The organism is Microbispora sp. GKU 823 (assembly GCF_002027145.1).
GTDB classification, from domain to species: Bacteria; Actinomycetota; Actinomycetes; order Streptosporangiales; family Streptosporangiaceae; genus Microbispora; species Microbispora siamensis.
This window is the reverse complement of sequence record NZ_MWJN01000001.1, coordinates 220,602-236,461: the sequence shown is the minus strand read 5'-3', so window position 1 is coordinate 236,461 and position 15,860 is coordinate 220,602. Positions and strand designations below refer to the sequence as shown.

The window sequence follows — 15,860 nt, the reverse complement described above, 5'->3', positions numbered from 1 at the left end:
TATGACCTCTTGCGAAATCGGTGGCTACCGGGGCATATGGGACTTCGCGACGATCTCCGCATGCTTCCGTCTCTCACCCGGACCACCGCTGCCCGTTCCCCGCTTCCGGGACTGCTCGTGACGGCCGCCGGGGTGGCCCTGGCCACCGCCGTCAACGCGCTCGTCCCCGCCGTCAGCCCGCTGATGGCCGCGCTCGTCCTCGGCGCCCTCATGACCAACCTGGGCCTGTCCTCACCCACCCTGCGTCCCGGGCTCGAGTTCGCGGCCAGAGGGCCGTTGCGGCTCGGGATCGTCCTCCTCGGCGCGCAGCTCGCCCTTCCCGACGTCCTCGCCCTGGGACTTCCGGTGGTGCTGCTGGTCGTGGTGACGGTCACCACGACCTTCTTCGGCACACAGTGGCTCGGCCGCAGGCTCGGGCTGGGGCGGGAGCTGTCCCTGCTCGTCGCGACCGGTTTCTCCATCTGCGGGGCGGCGGCCGTCGCGGCCATGGACGGGGTGACCGACAGCGACGAGGAGGACGTCATGACCGCGGTCGCCCTGGTGACGCTGTACGGCTCGCTCGCGATCGCCGTACTGCCGCAGGCCGGGGGCCTCCTGCACCTGTCTCCGGAGGCGTTCGGCGTCTGGGCCGGCGCCAGCGTGCACGAGGTGGCCCAGGTCGTGGCCACCGCGCAGGCTGTGGACGGGGCGCAGGCCGCGGGCGGGGCGGCGCTCACCACCGCGGTGGTCGTCAAGCTGACCCGCGTGGTCCTGCTCGCCCCCCTCATCGCCGGAGTCACCCTCTGGCGCCGCCGTACGGCCGCTCCCTCTGAGGGCGGGAGGCCGCCCGTCGTGCCCCTCTTCGTGGCCGGCTTCCTCGCCATGGCGGCCCTGCGCAGCCTCGGCGTCCTGCCGCCCGCGTCGCTGGCGGTGCTGAAGACCGCGGAGACCCTGCTGTTCACCGCCGCGCTGTTCGGCATGGGAGCGGCGGTCCGCCTGCGCGCGCTCCTGCGCACCGGCCGCCGCGCCGTCACGCTGGGCGCCCTCTCGACGGCCCTTGTCACGCTGGTCGCCCTCGCCGGCGTCACCGTGCTGGCGTGATCTCCGATGGATCAGGCGCCGCAGTACGCGGGCTCCTTGCCGATGACCCGGTAGACGCAGTCGGCGTACTGCACGAGCAGCAGCGCGGCCGCCCGGTTGCGGGAGGTCTCCCTGTCGATCACCTCGTCGGGCGGGTAGAAGCCGGGGTTGCTCCTCTTGGGGTACATCTCGAACGTGTACGTGAAGATCTTGTACGTGCCCCACATCCAGTCGTCGATGGAGCCGTCGGTGATGTAGAGGTCGCTCGCCTGCTCGGCGGTGTACCCGTTGGTGGCCGCCATGCTCCGGCCGAGGGCGGCGTGCGCGTCCCGGTCGTCCCGCGTCATGCCCGGGCCGGTGTCGGCCGTCGTGTACCCGTACGGCCACAGGACGAGCTCGCTGTAGGTGTGCCAGTCGATGGCCGCCCTGATCTGCTGGACGCCGCCGACCACGCGGCCGCGGACGAAGTCGGCCGCCGCCCTGACCTCCGGGGCCGACTCGGCGGCCGAGCCGCGGTAGGTCTCGCTCGACGGGGTGCCGGAGGAGCCGCCGCAGCAGCCCCACCTGTAGCCCCAGTTGCGGTTGAGGTCGGTGCCGACGCTGGAGGTGCCGGAGTTGGGCTGGCGGTTCTTGCGCCACGACCGGTAGGAGCCGGTGGCGATGTCGTACTCGCCCCCGTCGGGGTTGAGGTCGGGCAGGATCCAGATCTCCCGCGTGTTCACCAGGTCGGTGATCTGGGCGTCGCCGCCGTAGTTGTCGGTGAACAGGCGCAGCAGGTAGATCGCCATCTCGACGGTGAGATGCTCGCGCGCGTGCTGGTGCGCGGTGAACAGCACCTCGGGCTCGTTCTCGTCGACGCCCACGTTGTCGCTGATCTTGACGCCCATCAGGTCGCGGCCCTCGTACGAGCGGCCGTAGCTGAACCTGCGCGCGATCGTGGGATGGGCGGCGACGACCTGGTCGACCAGCGTGCTGAGCTCGGCGTAGTTGTGGTAGCCGGAGTCCCCCGACGGGGAAGTCGAACGGTCTGCGGGCCGCCCGTCTCGGCGGGGGGTGCCAGTTCGGTGACCGTGAACCCGAGCCTGCGGATGGCGTCGGCCTCCTGGAGGGTCGCGGTGACGACCATGCTCCGGCCGTGCACCTCGTCGACCGCGGCCCCCGTGCGGGCCACCGCGCTGCGCTGCGCGACGGTGGCGGGGCCGTCCACCTGGTACTGCCTCGACGTCGACGGCTCCTGACCCGCTTGTCCCTCCTGTCCCGCCGTGCCCGTCACCGAGGTCGTCAGCGACAGGGCCGGCGAAACGGGGGCGACGCCGAGCAGTGCCGCGAGGGTGCAGAGCAGCGCGAAGACAGCACGGCGCATCCCCGGCGACGGCAGGCGGCGACGTCTTCTCACTCCACGCCCTCCCTTGCGGTAGGTACGTAGAGTGATCAGATCAGGCGGCCGGCTTCAACGGTCACCGGGCCGTGTCGCGCGACCCGGTGAACCGCCCCCACTCCGACCTGGTCATTCCACAATCAGTCCGGATGTTCTGTGGAATTTCACCTCATCGCGTATCGGACTCCGCACAGGTCAGCGCGGCACGGCCCGCCTCCAGCCGGGCCACCGCAATGCGGAACGGCGAGCAGGAGACGTAGTCGAGGCCGATCTCGTGGCAGAAGTGCACAGAGTCGGGGTCGCCGCCGTGCTCGCCGCAGATGCCGAGCTTGAGGTCCGGCCGCGTCCGTCTGCCCTCCTCGACCGCGATCCGCATCAGCCGGCCGACGCCCTCCCGGTCGACCGACTCGAACGGCGAGACCCCGAAGACGCCGAGGTCGAGGTATCTGCCGAAGAAGGCGCTCTCGACGTCGTCGCGGGAGAAGCCCCACGTCATCTGGGTGAGGTCGTTGGTGCCGAACGAGAAGAACTCGGCGGCCTCGGCGATCTGCCCGGCCGTCAGCGCCGCCCTCGGCACCTCGATCATCGTGCCGATCGCCGCCTCCACGCCCGCCTCGGCGAGGATGCCCTCCGCCTCCTCCCTGACGATCTCCAGCTCCTGCACCGCGCCGACCAGCGGAATCATGATCTCCGCACGGGCGTCCTCGACCCGCCGGGCCGCCGTGGCGATGGCCCGCACCTGCATGGCGAACAGGCCGGGGATCGTCAGGCCGAGCCGTACGCCGCGCAGGCCGAGCATCGGGTTCTGCTCGTGCAGCCGCTTGACCGCGTCGAGGAGCCTGCGGTCCCGGTCGTCCGCCGCCTCTCCCGCCCGTTCTTCCGCGAGGGCCACCTTCACGGCCAGGTCGGTGAGGTCGGGCAGGAACTCGTGCAGCGGCGGGTCGATCAGCCGGATCGTCACCGGCAGCCCGCGCATGGCCGTGAAGATGCCGGTGAAGTCGCCGGTCTGGAGCGGTTCGAGCGCGTCGAGCGCGGCCTGCCGCTCCTCGGGTGTCGTGGCCAGGATCAGGTCCTCGACGAGCCGCCGCCGCTCCCCCAGGAACATGTGCTCCGTACGGCACAGCCCGATGCCCTGGGCGCCGTAGCGGCGGGCGCGGGCGGCGTCCTCGGGGGTGTCGGCGTTGGCCCGTACGGCGAGCCGGCGTGCGGAGTCGGCGTGCGTCATGATCCGGTCGACGGCCCGCACCAGCTCGTCCTCCGCGGGCTCGCCCTCGAAATACCTGGCGACCGGCGAGGCGGTGACCGGGACCTCACCGAGGTACACGGCTCCGGTGCCGCCGTCGATCGAGATCACGTCGCCCTCGTTCACCACGATCCCGCCGGGGGCGGTGAAGCGGCGGGCGTGCGGATCGACCTCCAGCTCCTCGGCCCCGCACACGCAGGTCTTGCCCATGCCGCGGGCCACCACGGCGGCGTGGGAGGTCTTGCCGCCCCTGGAGGTGAGCACGCCGTGGGCCGCGATCATCCCGGCGAGGTCGTCGGGGTTGGTCTCCCGCCGTACGAGGATGACCGCCTCGCCCTGCCCGGCCAGCTCGACGGCCCGCTCGGAGCTGAAGACGGCCCTGCCCGCGGCGGCGCCGGGCGAGGCGTTCATGCCGGTGGTCAGCCTGCGGTTGCCGGCCGTCGCGGCGAAGCGGGGGAACATGAGCTGGGCGAGCTGGTCGCCGGTGACCCGGGTGACCGCCTCGTCCATGTCGATCAGGCCCTCGTCCACGAGCTGCGTAGCGATGCAGAAGGCGGCGGCGGCCGTGCGCTTGCCGACCCGGGTCTGCAGCATCCACAGCTTGCCGCGCTCGATCGTGAACTCGATGTCGCACAGGTCGCGGTAGTGCCGCTCCAGCGTCGCCATGATGTCGAGGAGCTCGCGGTAGGCCTCCGGGTTGATGGTCTCCAGCTCCTGCAGGGGGACGGTGTTGCGGATGCCGGCGACGACGTCCTCGCCCTGGGCGTTGCGCAGGTAGTCGCCGTAGACGCCCTGGCGTCCCGAGCCGGGGTCGCGGGTGAAGGCGACCCCGGTGCCGGAGTCCGGGCCCATGTTGCCGAACACCATGGCGACGACGTTGACGGCGGTGCCGAGGTCGGCGGGGATGCGCTCCTGGCGGCGGTAGAGGATCGCGCGCGGGGCGTTCCAGGAGTCGAAGACCGCCCTGACGGCGAGATCCATCTGCTCCCGGGGGTCGGCGGGGAAGTCGCGGCCCGTCCGCTCCCGGACGATGCCCTTGAAGGTCTCGACCAGCCGCTGGAGGTCGGCGGCGTCGAGGTCGGTGTCGTCCCGCTCGCCCTTGAGGGCGTCCATCGCGTCCTCGAACAGCTCGCCGTCGATGCCCAGGACGGTCTTGCCGAACATCTGGATGAGACGGCGGTAGGAGTCCCACGCGAAGCGGTCGTTGCCCGACTGCTTGGCCAGCCCGAGGACCGAGTCGTCGTTGAGGCCGATGTTGAGGACCGTCTCCATCATTCCGGGCATCGAGAACTTGGCCCCCGACCTCACGCTGACCAGCAGCGGGTCGTCCGCCTGGCCGAGGCGCTTGCCCATCCGTGCTTCCAGGGCGGCCAGATGCTCGCCGATCTCCCCCTCCAGCCCGTCGGGCATGCCCCCGTGACCCAGGTAGTGGCGGCACGCCTCCGTGGTGATCGTGAAGCCGGGAGGCACGGGGAGGCCGATGTTGGTCATTTCCGCCAGATTGGCGCCCTTGCCACCGAGTAGGTCTTTGAGGTCCTTGTTGCCCTCGGTGAAGTCGTAAACGTACTTGGGCATGCGACGCTCCTTCGCCGACTTCAATAAAACCGCGGACGCGGCCCGCAACCGGACTGTACCTAGGAAAAGCAGCACCAAACCTCACCCTTCGCCACATATGACGTCTAAGCAGGTCGAAGGCATCGAACAGGTCTAATCCAATCAAAGAACGGCCATTTTTCCGGTGACCGCAGAGTGGTATAAACCAATTCGCCACCAAGGACGACGTGAAGGCTCCCCGGCGCGGGAGGGGAAATGGTTTAGACCATTGTCCGGTAAGGCGGAGTTCCGGTGAGTCGGCGGTGCGGTGGAGACGGCGTGCGATATAAACGAGGCACCCTCCGAATACAGTCGAACACGGAGGGTTGTCAGTGTCGCGAGCGATGTCGCGAGTGGTATCGGCGCCAGGGGTATCGGCGCGAGTGGTATCGGCGCGGGCGACGGCGCGAAGGGTCTGGCCGGTGCTGGCGGCGGCGGTCGCCGGGCTCGGCGCGATGACGGCGGCCACCGGCTGCGGGGGCGCGCGGGTCACTCCGGAGGAGTTCGCCTCGGGCACACCCTCCCTGTCGTGGAAGGCGTGCGAGGAGACGGCCTCCTCCTCCGGCTTCGAGTGCGCCACACTCCAGGTGCCCCTCGACTACGCCAAACCGGAGGGCAAGAAGATCGACATCGCACTGGTCCGGCTGCGGGCCACCGACCAGAGCCGGCGGATCGGCTCCCTGGTCTTCAACTTCGGCGGGCCCGGCGGCTCCGGCGTCACGACGCTCATCAACGCGGCCCACGCGTTCTCCACCCTGAACAGCCGCTACGACCTCGTCAGCTTCGACCCGCGCGGCGTGGAGCGCAGCAGCGGCATCCGCTGTCTCAGCGGCCCGCAGATGGACCAGTACATGAGCAGGGAGCCCAGCGAGAACGCCGCGGCCGAGACCAAGCTCGTCAAGGGCTTCGCCCAGGCGTGCGAGCGCAACTCGGGCTGGATCCTGCCCTACGTCGGCACCGTCAACGCGGCACGCGACATGGAGACCCTGCGCGTGGCCCTCGGCGAGCCACGCCTCAACTACTTCGGCTTCTCCTACGGCACCCACCTCGGGGCGGTGTACGCCACGCAGTTCCCGAAGAAGGTGGGGCGCATGGTGCTCGACTCGGCCGTCGATCCCTCGGTGACCATGCTCGACATGGCCAAGACGCAGGCCCTCGGCTTCCAGAAGGCGTACGAGGACTACCTGGCCGACTGCACCAAGACGCGGACGAGTTGCCCGCTCGGCGCCGACGCCCGGGCCGCGAACGCCACCGTGCTGAAGCTCCTCGACACCCTGGCGCGCACGCCGGGGAAGGTCGGCTCGCGCACGGTCACCGAGGACAACGCCAGGGCGGGCATCACCCAGGCGCTCTACAGCAAGTACACCTGGCCGCTGCTCACCGAGGCGCTGGACGAGGGCAGGAAGGGCAAGCTCGACGGCCTGCTCGCGCTGGCCGACCAGTACGCCGGGCGGCAGCCGAACGGCACCTACTCGACCCTGCAGTTCTCGCTGCCGGCGGTGCTGTGCGTCGACAGCACCGACCGGCCCTCGGTCGCCGAGGGCGAGGAGCTATCCCGGCGGCTGGTGAAGCGGAGCCCGATCTTCGCCTCGACCGCGATCAGCGCGGGATCGTGCAGCGTCTGGCCGGTGCCCGGGGACGACGCCGCCAGGCACGTCGACGCCACCGGGTCCGGCCCGATCCTGGTGGTCGGCGTGACGAACGACCCCGCCACGCCCTACCAGTGGGCGCCGCGCCTGGCCCAGCAGTTGCGCACCGGCGTGCTGCTCACGCTGAACGGCGAGGGCCACGGCGCGTACGGCCAGAACCAGTGCATCGACGACAAGGTCAACGCCTACCTGCTGGAGGGGACGGTCCCGGCCAAGGGGACGCGCTGCGGCTGAGCGCGCTCCCCCGCTCGTTCACTGCGCCGACCACTGCGCCCTCCACTGCAGCACAGTGCCGCTCGCTCCGGCGCTCAGCGTGCTGCTGACACCCTGCCGCTCAGCGTGCCGTCCGCAGGGCGCCGAGCCCGGCCACCACGTGGTCGACGATGCCGTACTCCCTGGCCTCCTCGGCGGTGAACCACCGGTCCCGGTCGGAGTCCGCCTCGATGCGCTCGAGCGGCTGATTGGTGTGGAAGGCGATGCGCTCGGCCAGGGTCTTCTTCGTGTGCCGCATCTGCTCGGCCTGGATCGCGATGTCGGCCGCCGTGCCGCCGATGCCGCCGAGCGGCTGGTGCATCATGATGCGCGCGTGCGGCAGCGCGTAACGCTTGCCCGGCGCGCCGGCGCACAGCAGGAACTGCCCCATCGACGCGGCCAGGCCCATGCCCACGGTGACGACGTCGTTCGGCACGTATTGCATGACGTCGTAAATCGCCAGACCGGCCGACACGGAACCACCGGGGGAATTGATGTAAAGGTTGATGTCCCGTTCGGAGTCCTCCGCGGTCAGCAGCAGCAGTTGTGAGCAGATGCGGTTGGCGATGTCGTCGTCGACCTCCTGGCCGAGCACGACGATGCGCCGTTCCAGCAGCTTACGGCCAAGATCTCCGGAGGCGAACCGGTCGGCGGCGGGGTCGCCGGAGCGCGCGTGGTGGTCCATCTGGTCTCCCTGTTCCGGTAGTCGGGTCATGCCGCGACATTAGTCCCGGAACCCGGGAAGAGGCCTGCCTATTTCACTCTGAGCACATTTCCGCCATGAGCAAATTACGCTAGGAGCATATTCCGCCTTTAGCGCATTCACGTCAGGGCTCGGCCCGGAACGCCCGGCGGTAGGCGCCCGGCGTCGTGCCCATGATGGTGAGGAAGCGCCGCCGGAGGTTGGTGGCCGAGGAGAGCCCGACGCGGCGGGCGACGGCGTCCAGCGGGAGGTCGGAGGACTCCAGCAGGTCCCGGGCCGTGGCGATCCGCTGGGCGAGCAGCCACTGCCCGGGGCTGGTGCCGAGCTGCTCGGCGAACCGACGGGCGAGGGTACGCGCCGAGACGCCGGCGTGTGCGGCCATCTCCTCGACGGTCAGCGGCTCACCGAGTCTCTCGATGATCCACTCCAGCAACGGCGCGAGCGTGTCGTCGATCTGCGCCGGGTGCGGCGGCGCCGAGTACTGCAACTGCCCGCCCTCGCGGTGGGGCGGCATGACCATGGTCCGTGCGATGTGCGCGGCGTACCGGGCGCCCTGGTCGCGGCGGACCAGGTGCATGCACAGGTCGATACCGGCCCCGGCGCCCGCGCTGGTGGCCACGTCACCGTGGTCCACGTACAGCGGATCCGGATCGACCCGGATGCGCGGGAAGCGCGCGGCGAGCTCGTCCGCCAGCTTCCAGTGGGTGGTCGCCCGCCGTCCCTCCAGCAGACCGGCGTGTGCCAGCAGGAAGGCGCCGGAGCAGATGCTCACCACCCTGGCCCCGCGGGCGTGCGCGCGGCCCAGTGCCCGGACGACCGCGGGCGAGGGCGGCTCCTTGACGGGCAGCCAGCCCGGGACGACCACGGTGTCCGCCCGGTCGAGCGCGTCCAGCCCGTCGGTCACGAGCATGTCGTACCCGGCGTACGTCGCGACCGGGCCGGGGCGCTCGGTGCACACGCCGAACGCGTACCGCGTCGGAAGTCCCTGCCGCTCGATCCCGAACACCTGAGCCGCGCAGGCGAGTTCGAAGGTCGATTGCCGTGGACGGACGAGGGCCACCACTCGATGCATGGCAGGAAAGTACCGCATGATGTCTTTTCTGACGCTCGGCGAGGCGACGGCCGGCCGCCAGGCTGGCCCTCATGACGACAGAACAGAACACGCCTGCGTGTGTGTGGTCCGCCGTCCAGGACGCTCCGGTCCGTGAACTCTTCCCCGGCATCCGGCTGCGCCCGCTGTGGGCCGGGGACAACGGTGCGAAGGCCTTCGTGCTGGAGATGGACGCGAACACCCGCTGGCAGGGAGTCGACGTCCACGAGCCGGGTCCCGAGGAGGTCTTCGTGGTCTCCGGCGTCTTCAACGACGGCGAGCGGGACTACCCGGCCGGCTCCTTCATCCACGCCCCCGCGGGTTCCTCACACGTCCCGCAGACGACGACGGGCTGCACGCTGTTCCTCTTCTATCCGGAGGGTTAGCGGCGGACGGGCGAGCGCCTTCCGGGACCCGGAAGGCGCTCGCCCGGCTCACGGCGCCAGGGCCTGGACCTCCAGCAGGCCGGTCGAGTAGCCGCTGCGCGAGGTGAAGTTCAGCCGGATCCGGGTGGTGGCGACCGGCGAAAACGTCACGGTGTTGAAGGTGTTCGGGGCCACGCCGCAGGCGCTCGCCCCGGGTACGTTCTGCCAGGCCGAGCCGGTCCAGTACTGCACCGAGCAGGACGCCGGCAGGTCGATGCCCTGGTCGTCGTCGAACCAGTAGGCCCGCACCCGGTTGAGGGTGACCGCGGCCGGCCAGTCGTACTGCACCCACTGGGCACCCTGCTGCGGCCAGTTGCCGTACACCGCGTGGGCCCGGTCGGCCGAACCGGCCGGGATGTAGCCGTCGTTGATCGCCGCGAGGCTCTCCCAGGAGGACACGTACGACGTCGAGGCGGTCGCGGTCAGCGCCTTGTTGTCACCGCCGGTGCCGCCGCCCCTGGTCTGGATCACCTTCTGGATCGTGCCGTCGGCGTTGAAGTAGAGCTTGTCCACCGCGACGGACCTGCGGAAGTTGCCGCCGCCCGGCGCGTCGGCCGTGTGGTAGACCATGTACCACTGCCCGTTGAACTCCACCACCGCCGCGTGGCTCGTCGTGGAGCTGACCTGGTCGAGGATCACGCCCCGCTGCGTCCAGGGCCCGAGCGGGTTGCTCGCGGTCGCGTAGCGCTGGCAGGCGTAGCTGGACGAGGTGACGCAGCCGTTGGTGTCGTTGGCCGCGTAGACCATGTAGTAGACGCCGTTCCGCTTGAACATCCACGGCGCCTCCCAGTAGTTGGTGAGGCCCTGCGGCGTGACGACCGAGCCGTCCAGCTCGATCATGTTGGACTTGAGCTTGGCCGCCCGCACTCCCCAGTAGCCGCCCCAGTAGATGTACGCCTGCCCGTCGTCGTCGGTGAACACGGTGGGGTCGATGTTCAGCGGCGACGAGTTCGGGGTGCTGTCGCTGATCAGCGGGCCGCCCTTGGCGTCGTGGAACGGGCCGAGCGGGCTGTCGCCGACCGCCACGCCGATGTCCATCCACCCCGCACCGTTGCCGTTGACCGGGACGTACCAGTAGTACTTCCCGTTGCGCGGCTCCACCTCCCCCGCCCAGGCGTCCGCGCCCGCCCAGGAGAAGTCGGCGATCGACAGCTTCGCCCCGTTGTCGGTCCAGGTGTTCGCGTCCGTCGACGAGAGCACGTGCCAGTCGCGCATGGAGAAGTTGGTCGCGCCGGGGGCCGCCTCGTCGTGCCCGGAGTAGATGTACATCGTGTTCCCCACCACGAGGGCGGCGGGGTCGGCCGTGTAGATGGAGGTGATGATCGGGTTGGCGGCGTACGCGCCTCCCGCCAGGACCAGCACCAGCGTGGCCGCGATCGCGGCCACCGAGGACAGGCGCCGGCGCCATGAGCGTCGTGACATGGATGAAGTGCCTTTCCGCGAGGGGTTACAAGCCTGTCGAGTGGAGATCGGCGATCTCGGCGGCGGTCAGCGCCCGGCTGTAGATCCGCAGCGAGTCGACCGCGCCCCGCAGGTAGGGGTCGCCGGCGTACTGCGAGCGGCCGATCCAGTTCCCCGGGGTGGAGCCGAGGTCGCGGGGCGCAGCGTCATGCCCGTGGCCCGGGCCACCTGGGCCCCGTCGACGTACAGCGTTCCGGTGCCGCCGGCGGCGGTGACGGCGACGTGGATCCACTTCCCGGCCGCCAGGGCGGCGGGGGCGTCGAGACGCTGCTCCCCGCCCGATCCGGTGGTGGTGACGGCGAAGCGGGCCGTCCCCGCCGAGCTGCGCGGGGTCAGGAACATGTAGGCCGTGGTGCCGGTGCCGAAGTCGAAGACCCGCGACCACGTGTCGACGGCGTCCAGCCGGACCCAGAGGGCGACGGAGAAGGCCGTCGCGCCCGCGAGGATGCCGGAGGGCAGCGCCACGTTGCGTACGTGTGGTGGCGGGTGACGATGTCCCAGAACGCGACGGCGATATCGCGGTAGCGGGTCGTGCCGGTGGCGTGGTACTCCCGGATGGCCCCGATCACCTTGGGGATCTGGGTGTTGGCGTGGTAGCCGTTCAGCGCGTCGGTCCCGGCCGCGAGCGGGTCGAAGACCTCGGCGTGGTCGAAGTCCTGCGCGGTGGCGAGGTGGGCGGGGTCACCGGTGAGCTGGTAGAGGTTGGTCAGCACCTCGTTCATGCCGCCGAACTCGGTGTCGAGCATGTTCTGCCGCTGCGTGTAGCTGAGCCGGTCGCAGCGCAGCTTGACCCAGGCGGCCATCCCGAGCAGGACGGTCAGCGCCTGGGCGTTGCCGGTGAGCAGGTGCGCGTCGAGCAGCCCCGCCATGACCTTGTGGAGGGTGTAGTAGGGGGCCCAGACCTGCCGGCGCGCCTCGACGCGGTCGATGAAGCTCTCGGGGAAGGCCGACAGGTAGCCGGCGTTGAACCCGGCGGTGGTCGCGCGGGCCTGGCATCCGGCCAGCTCGGTCACCAGGTAGTCGCTTTTGCTCTTGAACGCCGCCGTGCCGGTCGAGGCGTACGCCTGGGACAGCGCGGACAGCAGGTGCCCGGTGGAGTGGCCGCGCAGTTCGGTGGTCGGCGACTCCCAGCCGCCGCAGGGCGTGGCGGCCGAGGCGAGGCCGACGTTGCGCCGGAAGGTGTGCAGCAGGCGGTCGGGGTCGAGGAACGACAGGTAGCTGTGCGTACGCCCGGCGTTGGCCGCGAACGGCCCGCCCAGCAGGCGCACGGCCGTGAGCGGGAACGCGTAGGCGGCGACGCCGATGTCGGGACGGGAGGCGGCCGCGGCGGGGCGGGCGGTCCCGAGGGCGCCGAGCGCGCCGGCGGCGAGCCCGGCCGCGCCGGCCGCGAGCAGGGTTCTGCGTGAGACGCTTCTGGGGGGTTCTGGCATGGCTGTCTCGTCTTCCGTCGGAGTGGTGGGTGCGGGGGAGGCCGCTCGCCTCCCCCGCCTGACGCGTTACGAGCCGTACGCCTTGACTTCGAGCAGCCCGACGGAGTAGCCGGAGGCGCTCTGCAGCAGCACCCGCAGGCGGGTGGTGCTCACGGGGGTGAAGGTCACGGTGTTGTACTGGTCGGCCGTGACCGGATAGCCGCTCGCCCCGGCGACGTCCACGTAGGCGCTGCCGTTCCAGTACTGGAGCTTCCACGACGCCGGCAGGCCGATGCCCTGGTCGTCGTCGAAGAAGTAGACCTGCGCCCGGCCGACGGTCACCGCCGACGGCCAGGTGAGGGCCGCCCACTGCTCACCCTGGTTGGGCCAGGTGCCCCAGCGCGGGTTGACCGTGTCGTTGGACGACGGCGGGTCGATCCCGTCGTTGATCGCGGCGACCGACTCCCACGACGAGGTGTACGACGCGGAGGGCGTCGCCGACTGCGCCAGGTTGGTGACCGGCGGCGGGTTGGTGCCGCCACGGTTGTAGATCTTGATTTCGGTGAGCCCGCTCTTGGCCCCGGACGGGTTGGTCATCAGCACCCGCACCCGCTGCGCGGTCACCGGGCTGAACTTGACCAGGTTGTAGTTGCCCTGCGGGGTGGCGGGCGTCTTCGCCTGGCCGCTCACGGTGGTCCAGGTGCTGCCGTCGAGGTACTGGATCTGGTAGGCCGACGGCGGCCGGTAGGCCGTGCTCGCCGGACGGCTGTCCTTGAAGTAGAGCCTGACCTCGTCGAAGGTCTTGGCGCTGCCGAAGTTCACCTCGTACCAGTCCTGGGCGTTCGACGAGCCGGCCGCGCCCCAGAACGGCTCGTTGATCGGGAATCCGTCCACGGCGGAGGCCGTGGTGGTGCCGGAGCCGGTGTAGGAGGCCGACACGGTGGCGCCCTGGGCGAGGTCGGTGAGGTTCGCCGTGATGTCGGCCCCGGCCTTGGCCAGCTCGTCGACCACCCGCGGGTCGGTGTGGACGACCTGCTGCGGCGCCTTCATCCCGGCGACCGCCTGGTTGTAGGAGACGGTCCCGGTGGCACCCCCGGTGAAGGTGACCGACCCGGTCGCGGGGTCCCACACGAACGGCGCCAGCCGGTCCACGGTCACCGCCCGGGCGCCGTTGACGTAGATCGAGTAGCCCTGCGGCACCCCGGCGTACCGGGTGACGCCGTCGGACGGGTCGTCCCAGACGATCGACAGGTCGGCGTCGCGGTAGCGGATGTTGTTGACGGCGAAGTGGTCCCAGCCGATGTCGATGGGCGACAGCTCCACCTTGGCGTCGTCGCGCGGGCGCAGCCCGGCCACGTCCTCGATCAGCGTCCAGTTGCTGCTGCCCAGGATGTTGTGGTGGATCCACGACCGGTAGGTGATCGACGAGCCGTTCCAGTTCGCCCAGAACTCGTTGGCGTCGGGCCAGCGGGTGTCGCCGCCCACGTACTGCGCCCAGGCGTTCCAGTAGAGCAGCTTCTTGTAGTCGTCCTTGGTGATGTAGGAGCTCGGGTAGTTGCGGATGGCCGAGGAGAACAGCCGGAACTGCACGGTCGAGTTGATCGTGGAGAAGTTGTTGCTGCCGGGGTTGCCGGCCGCCGCCGCTGCCGCCTTGTCCTTCTGGTTGGCCGTGTAGAAGGGGAAGACCGGATACTCGGCCGGGTCGGCGAACAGCCGCAGCGCCTCCCGGTAGGTCGCCGTGTTCGGCATCAGGCCCACCGCGTACGGGTAGAAGTTGTTGATCTCCTTCCACGGGTCGAGCGTGTTCGTCGCCACGTGGCGGTGCTCCAGCACCCGGTTCGACGGGTCCCACAGCACGTTGACCACGGCGTTCTGCACCCGGGTGGCGAGCGCCCGCATCTCGGCCGCCTTCGTGGCGTTGCCGATCACGTCGTACGCCTTGGCGGCGGCCAGGGCCCCGCTGTAGACGTAGGCCGACTCGGTGCGGTCGAGGTTGCCGCTGCGCCAGTGGAACGACACGGCGTCGGCGTCGTTGCCGGTGAGGGCGCCCCAGTCGTACTCGATCAGCCCGTTGCCGTCATGGTCGTAGTAGGAGAGCTGGCCCTTGGCGTCGCCCTCGGCGTACTTGGCGAGGTTCGCCGCGACGGCGGGCGGCCCGCCGTGGATCTGGTAGCTGCGCCAGGCCGCCTCACCGATGTACTGGGTGTAGCTGTTGGACCAGTTGGCGGGGTCGCCCGGGTTGTCGAGGAACCGGCCGCCCTTCGACACCTGCCCGGCCGACAGCCAGTCGCCGTACGCGTAGAGCGGGGTGCGCAGATACTTCAGGTCGTCGATGTGCATCGGCTGGGTGAGCACGATGGCGTTGTTGTAGCCGAGCGCGCCCTCGACGGAGGTCGGGAACTGGTAGGTCTGGCCGGGCAGGTTCGCGTCGAGGTTGTTGAACCGCATCAGCCACCAGCGGTAGTAGTAGTTCTTCATGATCGCCGGCTCGGGCGAGTCGAAGTAGGGGATGTTGTCCGCCCACCACCGGTTGTAGGCCCGCACGTGCGTGGCGAACGCGGTGGCGGCGTCGTAGCCCTTGTAGGCGTTGTATTCGCTCAGCGACTCGGGGATCTCGTCGGTGACGAAGCCCATGACGAGCTTGACGGTGACGGTGGCGCCGGCCGCGATCGTCACCGAGCGGTTCAGTCCCCCGCTGGAGACGGTGAACCCGTCGCCCGACAGCCGGGGGCGGATCGTCGTGAGGTTGTTGAAGGCGTTCACGGTGCCGGTCAGCTCGTTGCCGCTGCCAGAGGTGGCGTACGGCGAGGTGGCGCGCAGTTGCAGGGTGGTGGAGGCGGTGCCGCCGTTGGTGATCGCCAGGTTGGCCACCGCGACGTTGTTGTCGGTGATGAACTTCGTCTGCTCGATCCGGACGTTGCCGCTGGTGTGGACGCTCTTCCAGTGGCTGGGGGCCTGCTTGCGCTGGGCGGTCTGCTCGGTGAACGTGCCCGGGGTGACGGCGACGGTGAAGGCGCTCTGGTCGTTGATGCTCTCGATGTAGGCGACCTTGCCGGCGAAGCCGAGCGTGCCGGGGGTGTGGGTCTTCATGAACAGGGCCCGGCCGCGCGTCATGAGGATGCCGCCGTCGGCGTCGGAGGGGTCGCTTCCGCCGGTGCGGCTGAGCAGCCGGTCGATCCAGAAGTCGGTGCCGGAGCTCTCGGAGTCGTAGACGGCCCGCAGCATGTTCCCCGTGCTGTAGCCGACCGGCGGCGTGGGGATGGCGGGACCGGTGAACGTGGGATAGCCGATGGTCTGGGCGGCGGAGGCGTCCTGCCTCGGCACCATGAGGGCGCCGATGACGAGGCAGAGCACCACCGCCACGGTCAGGGATCTGAACCGGGGATGGACGAACGCCGGCATCACGTCACCTCCTTCGGGGGTGGTGGGGGGACGGTCACCCGGGGGCGGATGCCGCGCTTGAGCCCACAATCGACGCCGAAAAGGTTTTCGGCAACGTTAACTTTGGGTAACGAGATCAGCGCGCAGGCGGCATTGATGGCGGCGCGCTCGCCCGCATATGGTCAGGGCGTGCGGGTGCCTTCTCCCGCGCCTTTTC

Annotated in this window: 12 protein-coding genes and 1 pseudogene; 3 read left to right on the top strand and 10 right to left on the bottom strand. The window is 70.2% G+C overall.

All coding sequences use genetic code 11. The features are described from left to right. The first annotated feature begins 60 nt into the window (after window positions 1-60). Window positions 61-1,080: a YeiH family protein gene (locus B1L11_RS01065; protein ID WP_079312283.1), complete on the top strand. Its 1,020-nt coding sequence runs from the start codon at window positions 61-63 to the stop codon at window positions 1,078-1,080. 11 nt (window positions 1,081-1,091) lie between these two features. Here the strand turns inward: B1L11_RS01065 and B1L11_RS01060 are convergent, their stop codons facing one another. From B1L11_RS01060 to ppdK, 3 genes are all read right to left on the bottom strand, one after another. Continuing rightward, window positions 1,092-1,994: a M14 family metallopeptidase gene (locus tag B1L11_RS01060; RefSeq protein WP_256862139.1), complete on the bottom strand. Its 903-nt coding sequence runs from the start codon at window positions 1,992-1,994 to the stop codon at window positions 1,092-1,094. Further along, window positions 1,946-2,455, bottom strand: coding sequence for a hypothetical protein (locus B1L11_RS49520; RefSeq protein WP_256862119.1), 510 nt, complete (start codon window positions 2,453-2,455; stop codon window positions 1,946-1,948). Before B1L11_RS49520 ends, B1L11_RS01060 begins: the two co-directional genes overlap by 49 nt. Window positions 2,456-2,606: 151 nt before the next feature. Continuing rightward, window positions 2,607-5,255 (bottom strand): pyruvate, phosphate dikinase, encoded by a 2,649-nt coding sequence (gene ppdK, locus B1L11_RS01055; protein WP_079312281.1) that lies wholly within the window; start codon window positions 5,253-5,255, stop codon window positions 2,607-2,609. A 440-nt stretch (window positions 5,256-5,695) separates the two neighbouring features. On the opposite strand from ppdK, the gene B1L11_RS01050 reads away from it, so the two are divergent. Continuing rightward, window positions 5,696-7,156 (top strand): alpha/beta hydrolase, encoded by a 1,461-nt coding sequence (locus tag B1L11_RS01050; RefSeq protein ID WP_256862118.1) that lies wholly within the window; start codon window positions 5,696-5,698, stop codon window positions 7,154-7,156. 100 nt (window positions 7,157-7,256) lie between these two features. Here B1L11_RS01050 and B1L11_RS01045 read toward each other — a convergent pair whose 3' ends face one another. Then, on the bottom strand, window positions 7,257-7,859 hold the full coding sequence (locus B1L11_RS01045; protein WP_079312277.1) for an ATP-dependent Clp protease proteolytic subunit: 603 nt from the start codon (window positions 7,857-7,859) through the stop codon (window positions 7,257-7,259). Window positions 7,860-8,001: 142 nt separating this feature from the next. Next, on the bottom strand, window positions 8,002-8,949 hold the full coding sequence (locus B1L11_RS01040; protein WP_079312275.1) for a GlxA family transcriptional regulator: 948 nt from the start codon (window positions 8,947-8,949) through the stop codon (window positions 8,002-8,004). A 71-nt stretch (window positions 8,950-9,020) separates the two neighbouring features. On the opposite strand from B1L11_RS01040, the gene B1L11_RS01035 reads away from it, so the two are divergent. Next, on the top strand, window positions 9,021-9,353 hold the full coding sequence (locus B1L11_RS01035; protein WP_079312273.1) for a cupin domain-containing protein: 333 nt from the start codon (window positions 9,021-9,023) through the stop codon (window positions 9,351-9,353). Window positions 9,354-9,401: 48 nt separating this feature from the next. Here B1L11_RS01035 and B1L11_RS01030 read toward each other — a convergent pair whose 3' ends face one another. From B1L11_RS01030 to B1L11_RS01015, 5 genes and pseudogenes are all read right to left on the bottom strand, one after another. Then, window positions 9,402-10,814: a family 43 glycosylhydrolase gene (locus B1L11_RS01030; protein ID WP_079312271.1), complete on the bottom strand. Its 1,413-nt coding sequence runs from the start codon at window positions 10,812-10,814 to the stop codon at window positions 9,402-9,404. Between the two features lie 25 nt (window positions 10,815-10,839). Continuing rightward, entirely contained in the window at window positions 10,840-11,085 is a 246-nt protein-coding gene (locus tag B1L11_RS54425) for a LamG-like jellyroll fold domain-containing protein (RefSeq protein ID WP_179154922.1), read from the bottom strand. Then, a pseudogene (locus B1L11_RS54420) lies at window positions 11,055-11,300 on the bottom strand (LamG-like jellyroll fold domain-containing protein); the annotation flags it as partial. The gene B1L11_RS54425 and the pseudogene B1L11_RS54420, both read right to left, overlap by 31 nt. After that, entirely contained in the window at window positions 11,186-12,283 is a 1,098-nt protein-coding gene (locus B1L11_RS01020) for a beta-L-arabinofuranosidase domain-containing protein (RefSeq protein ID WP_079312267.1), read from the bottom strand. The gene B1L11_RS01020 and the pseudogene B1L11_RS54420, both read right to left, overlap by 115 nt. A 66-nt stretch (window positions 12,284-12,349) precedes the next feature. After that, complete coding sequence (locus B1L11_RS01015; protein WP_079312417.1) at window positions 12,350-15,664, bottom strand: discoidin domain-containing protein; 3,315 nt, start codon at window positions 15,662-15,664, stop codon at window positions 12,350-12,352. Window positions 15,665-15,860 lie beyond the last annotated feature (196 nt).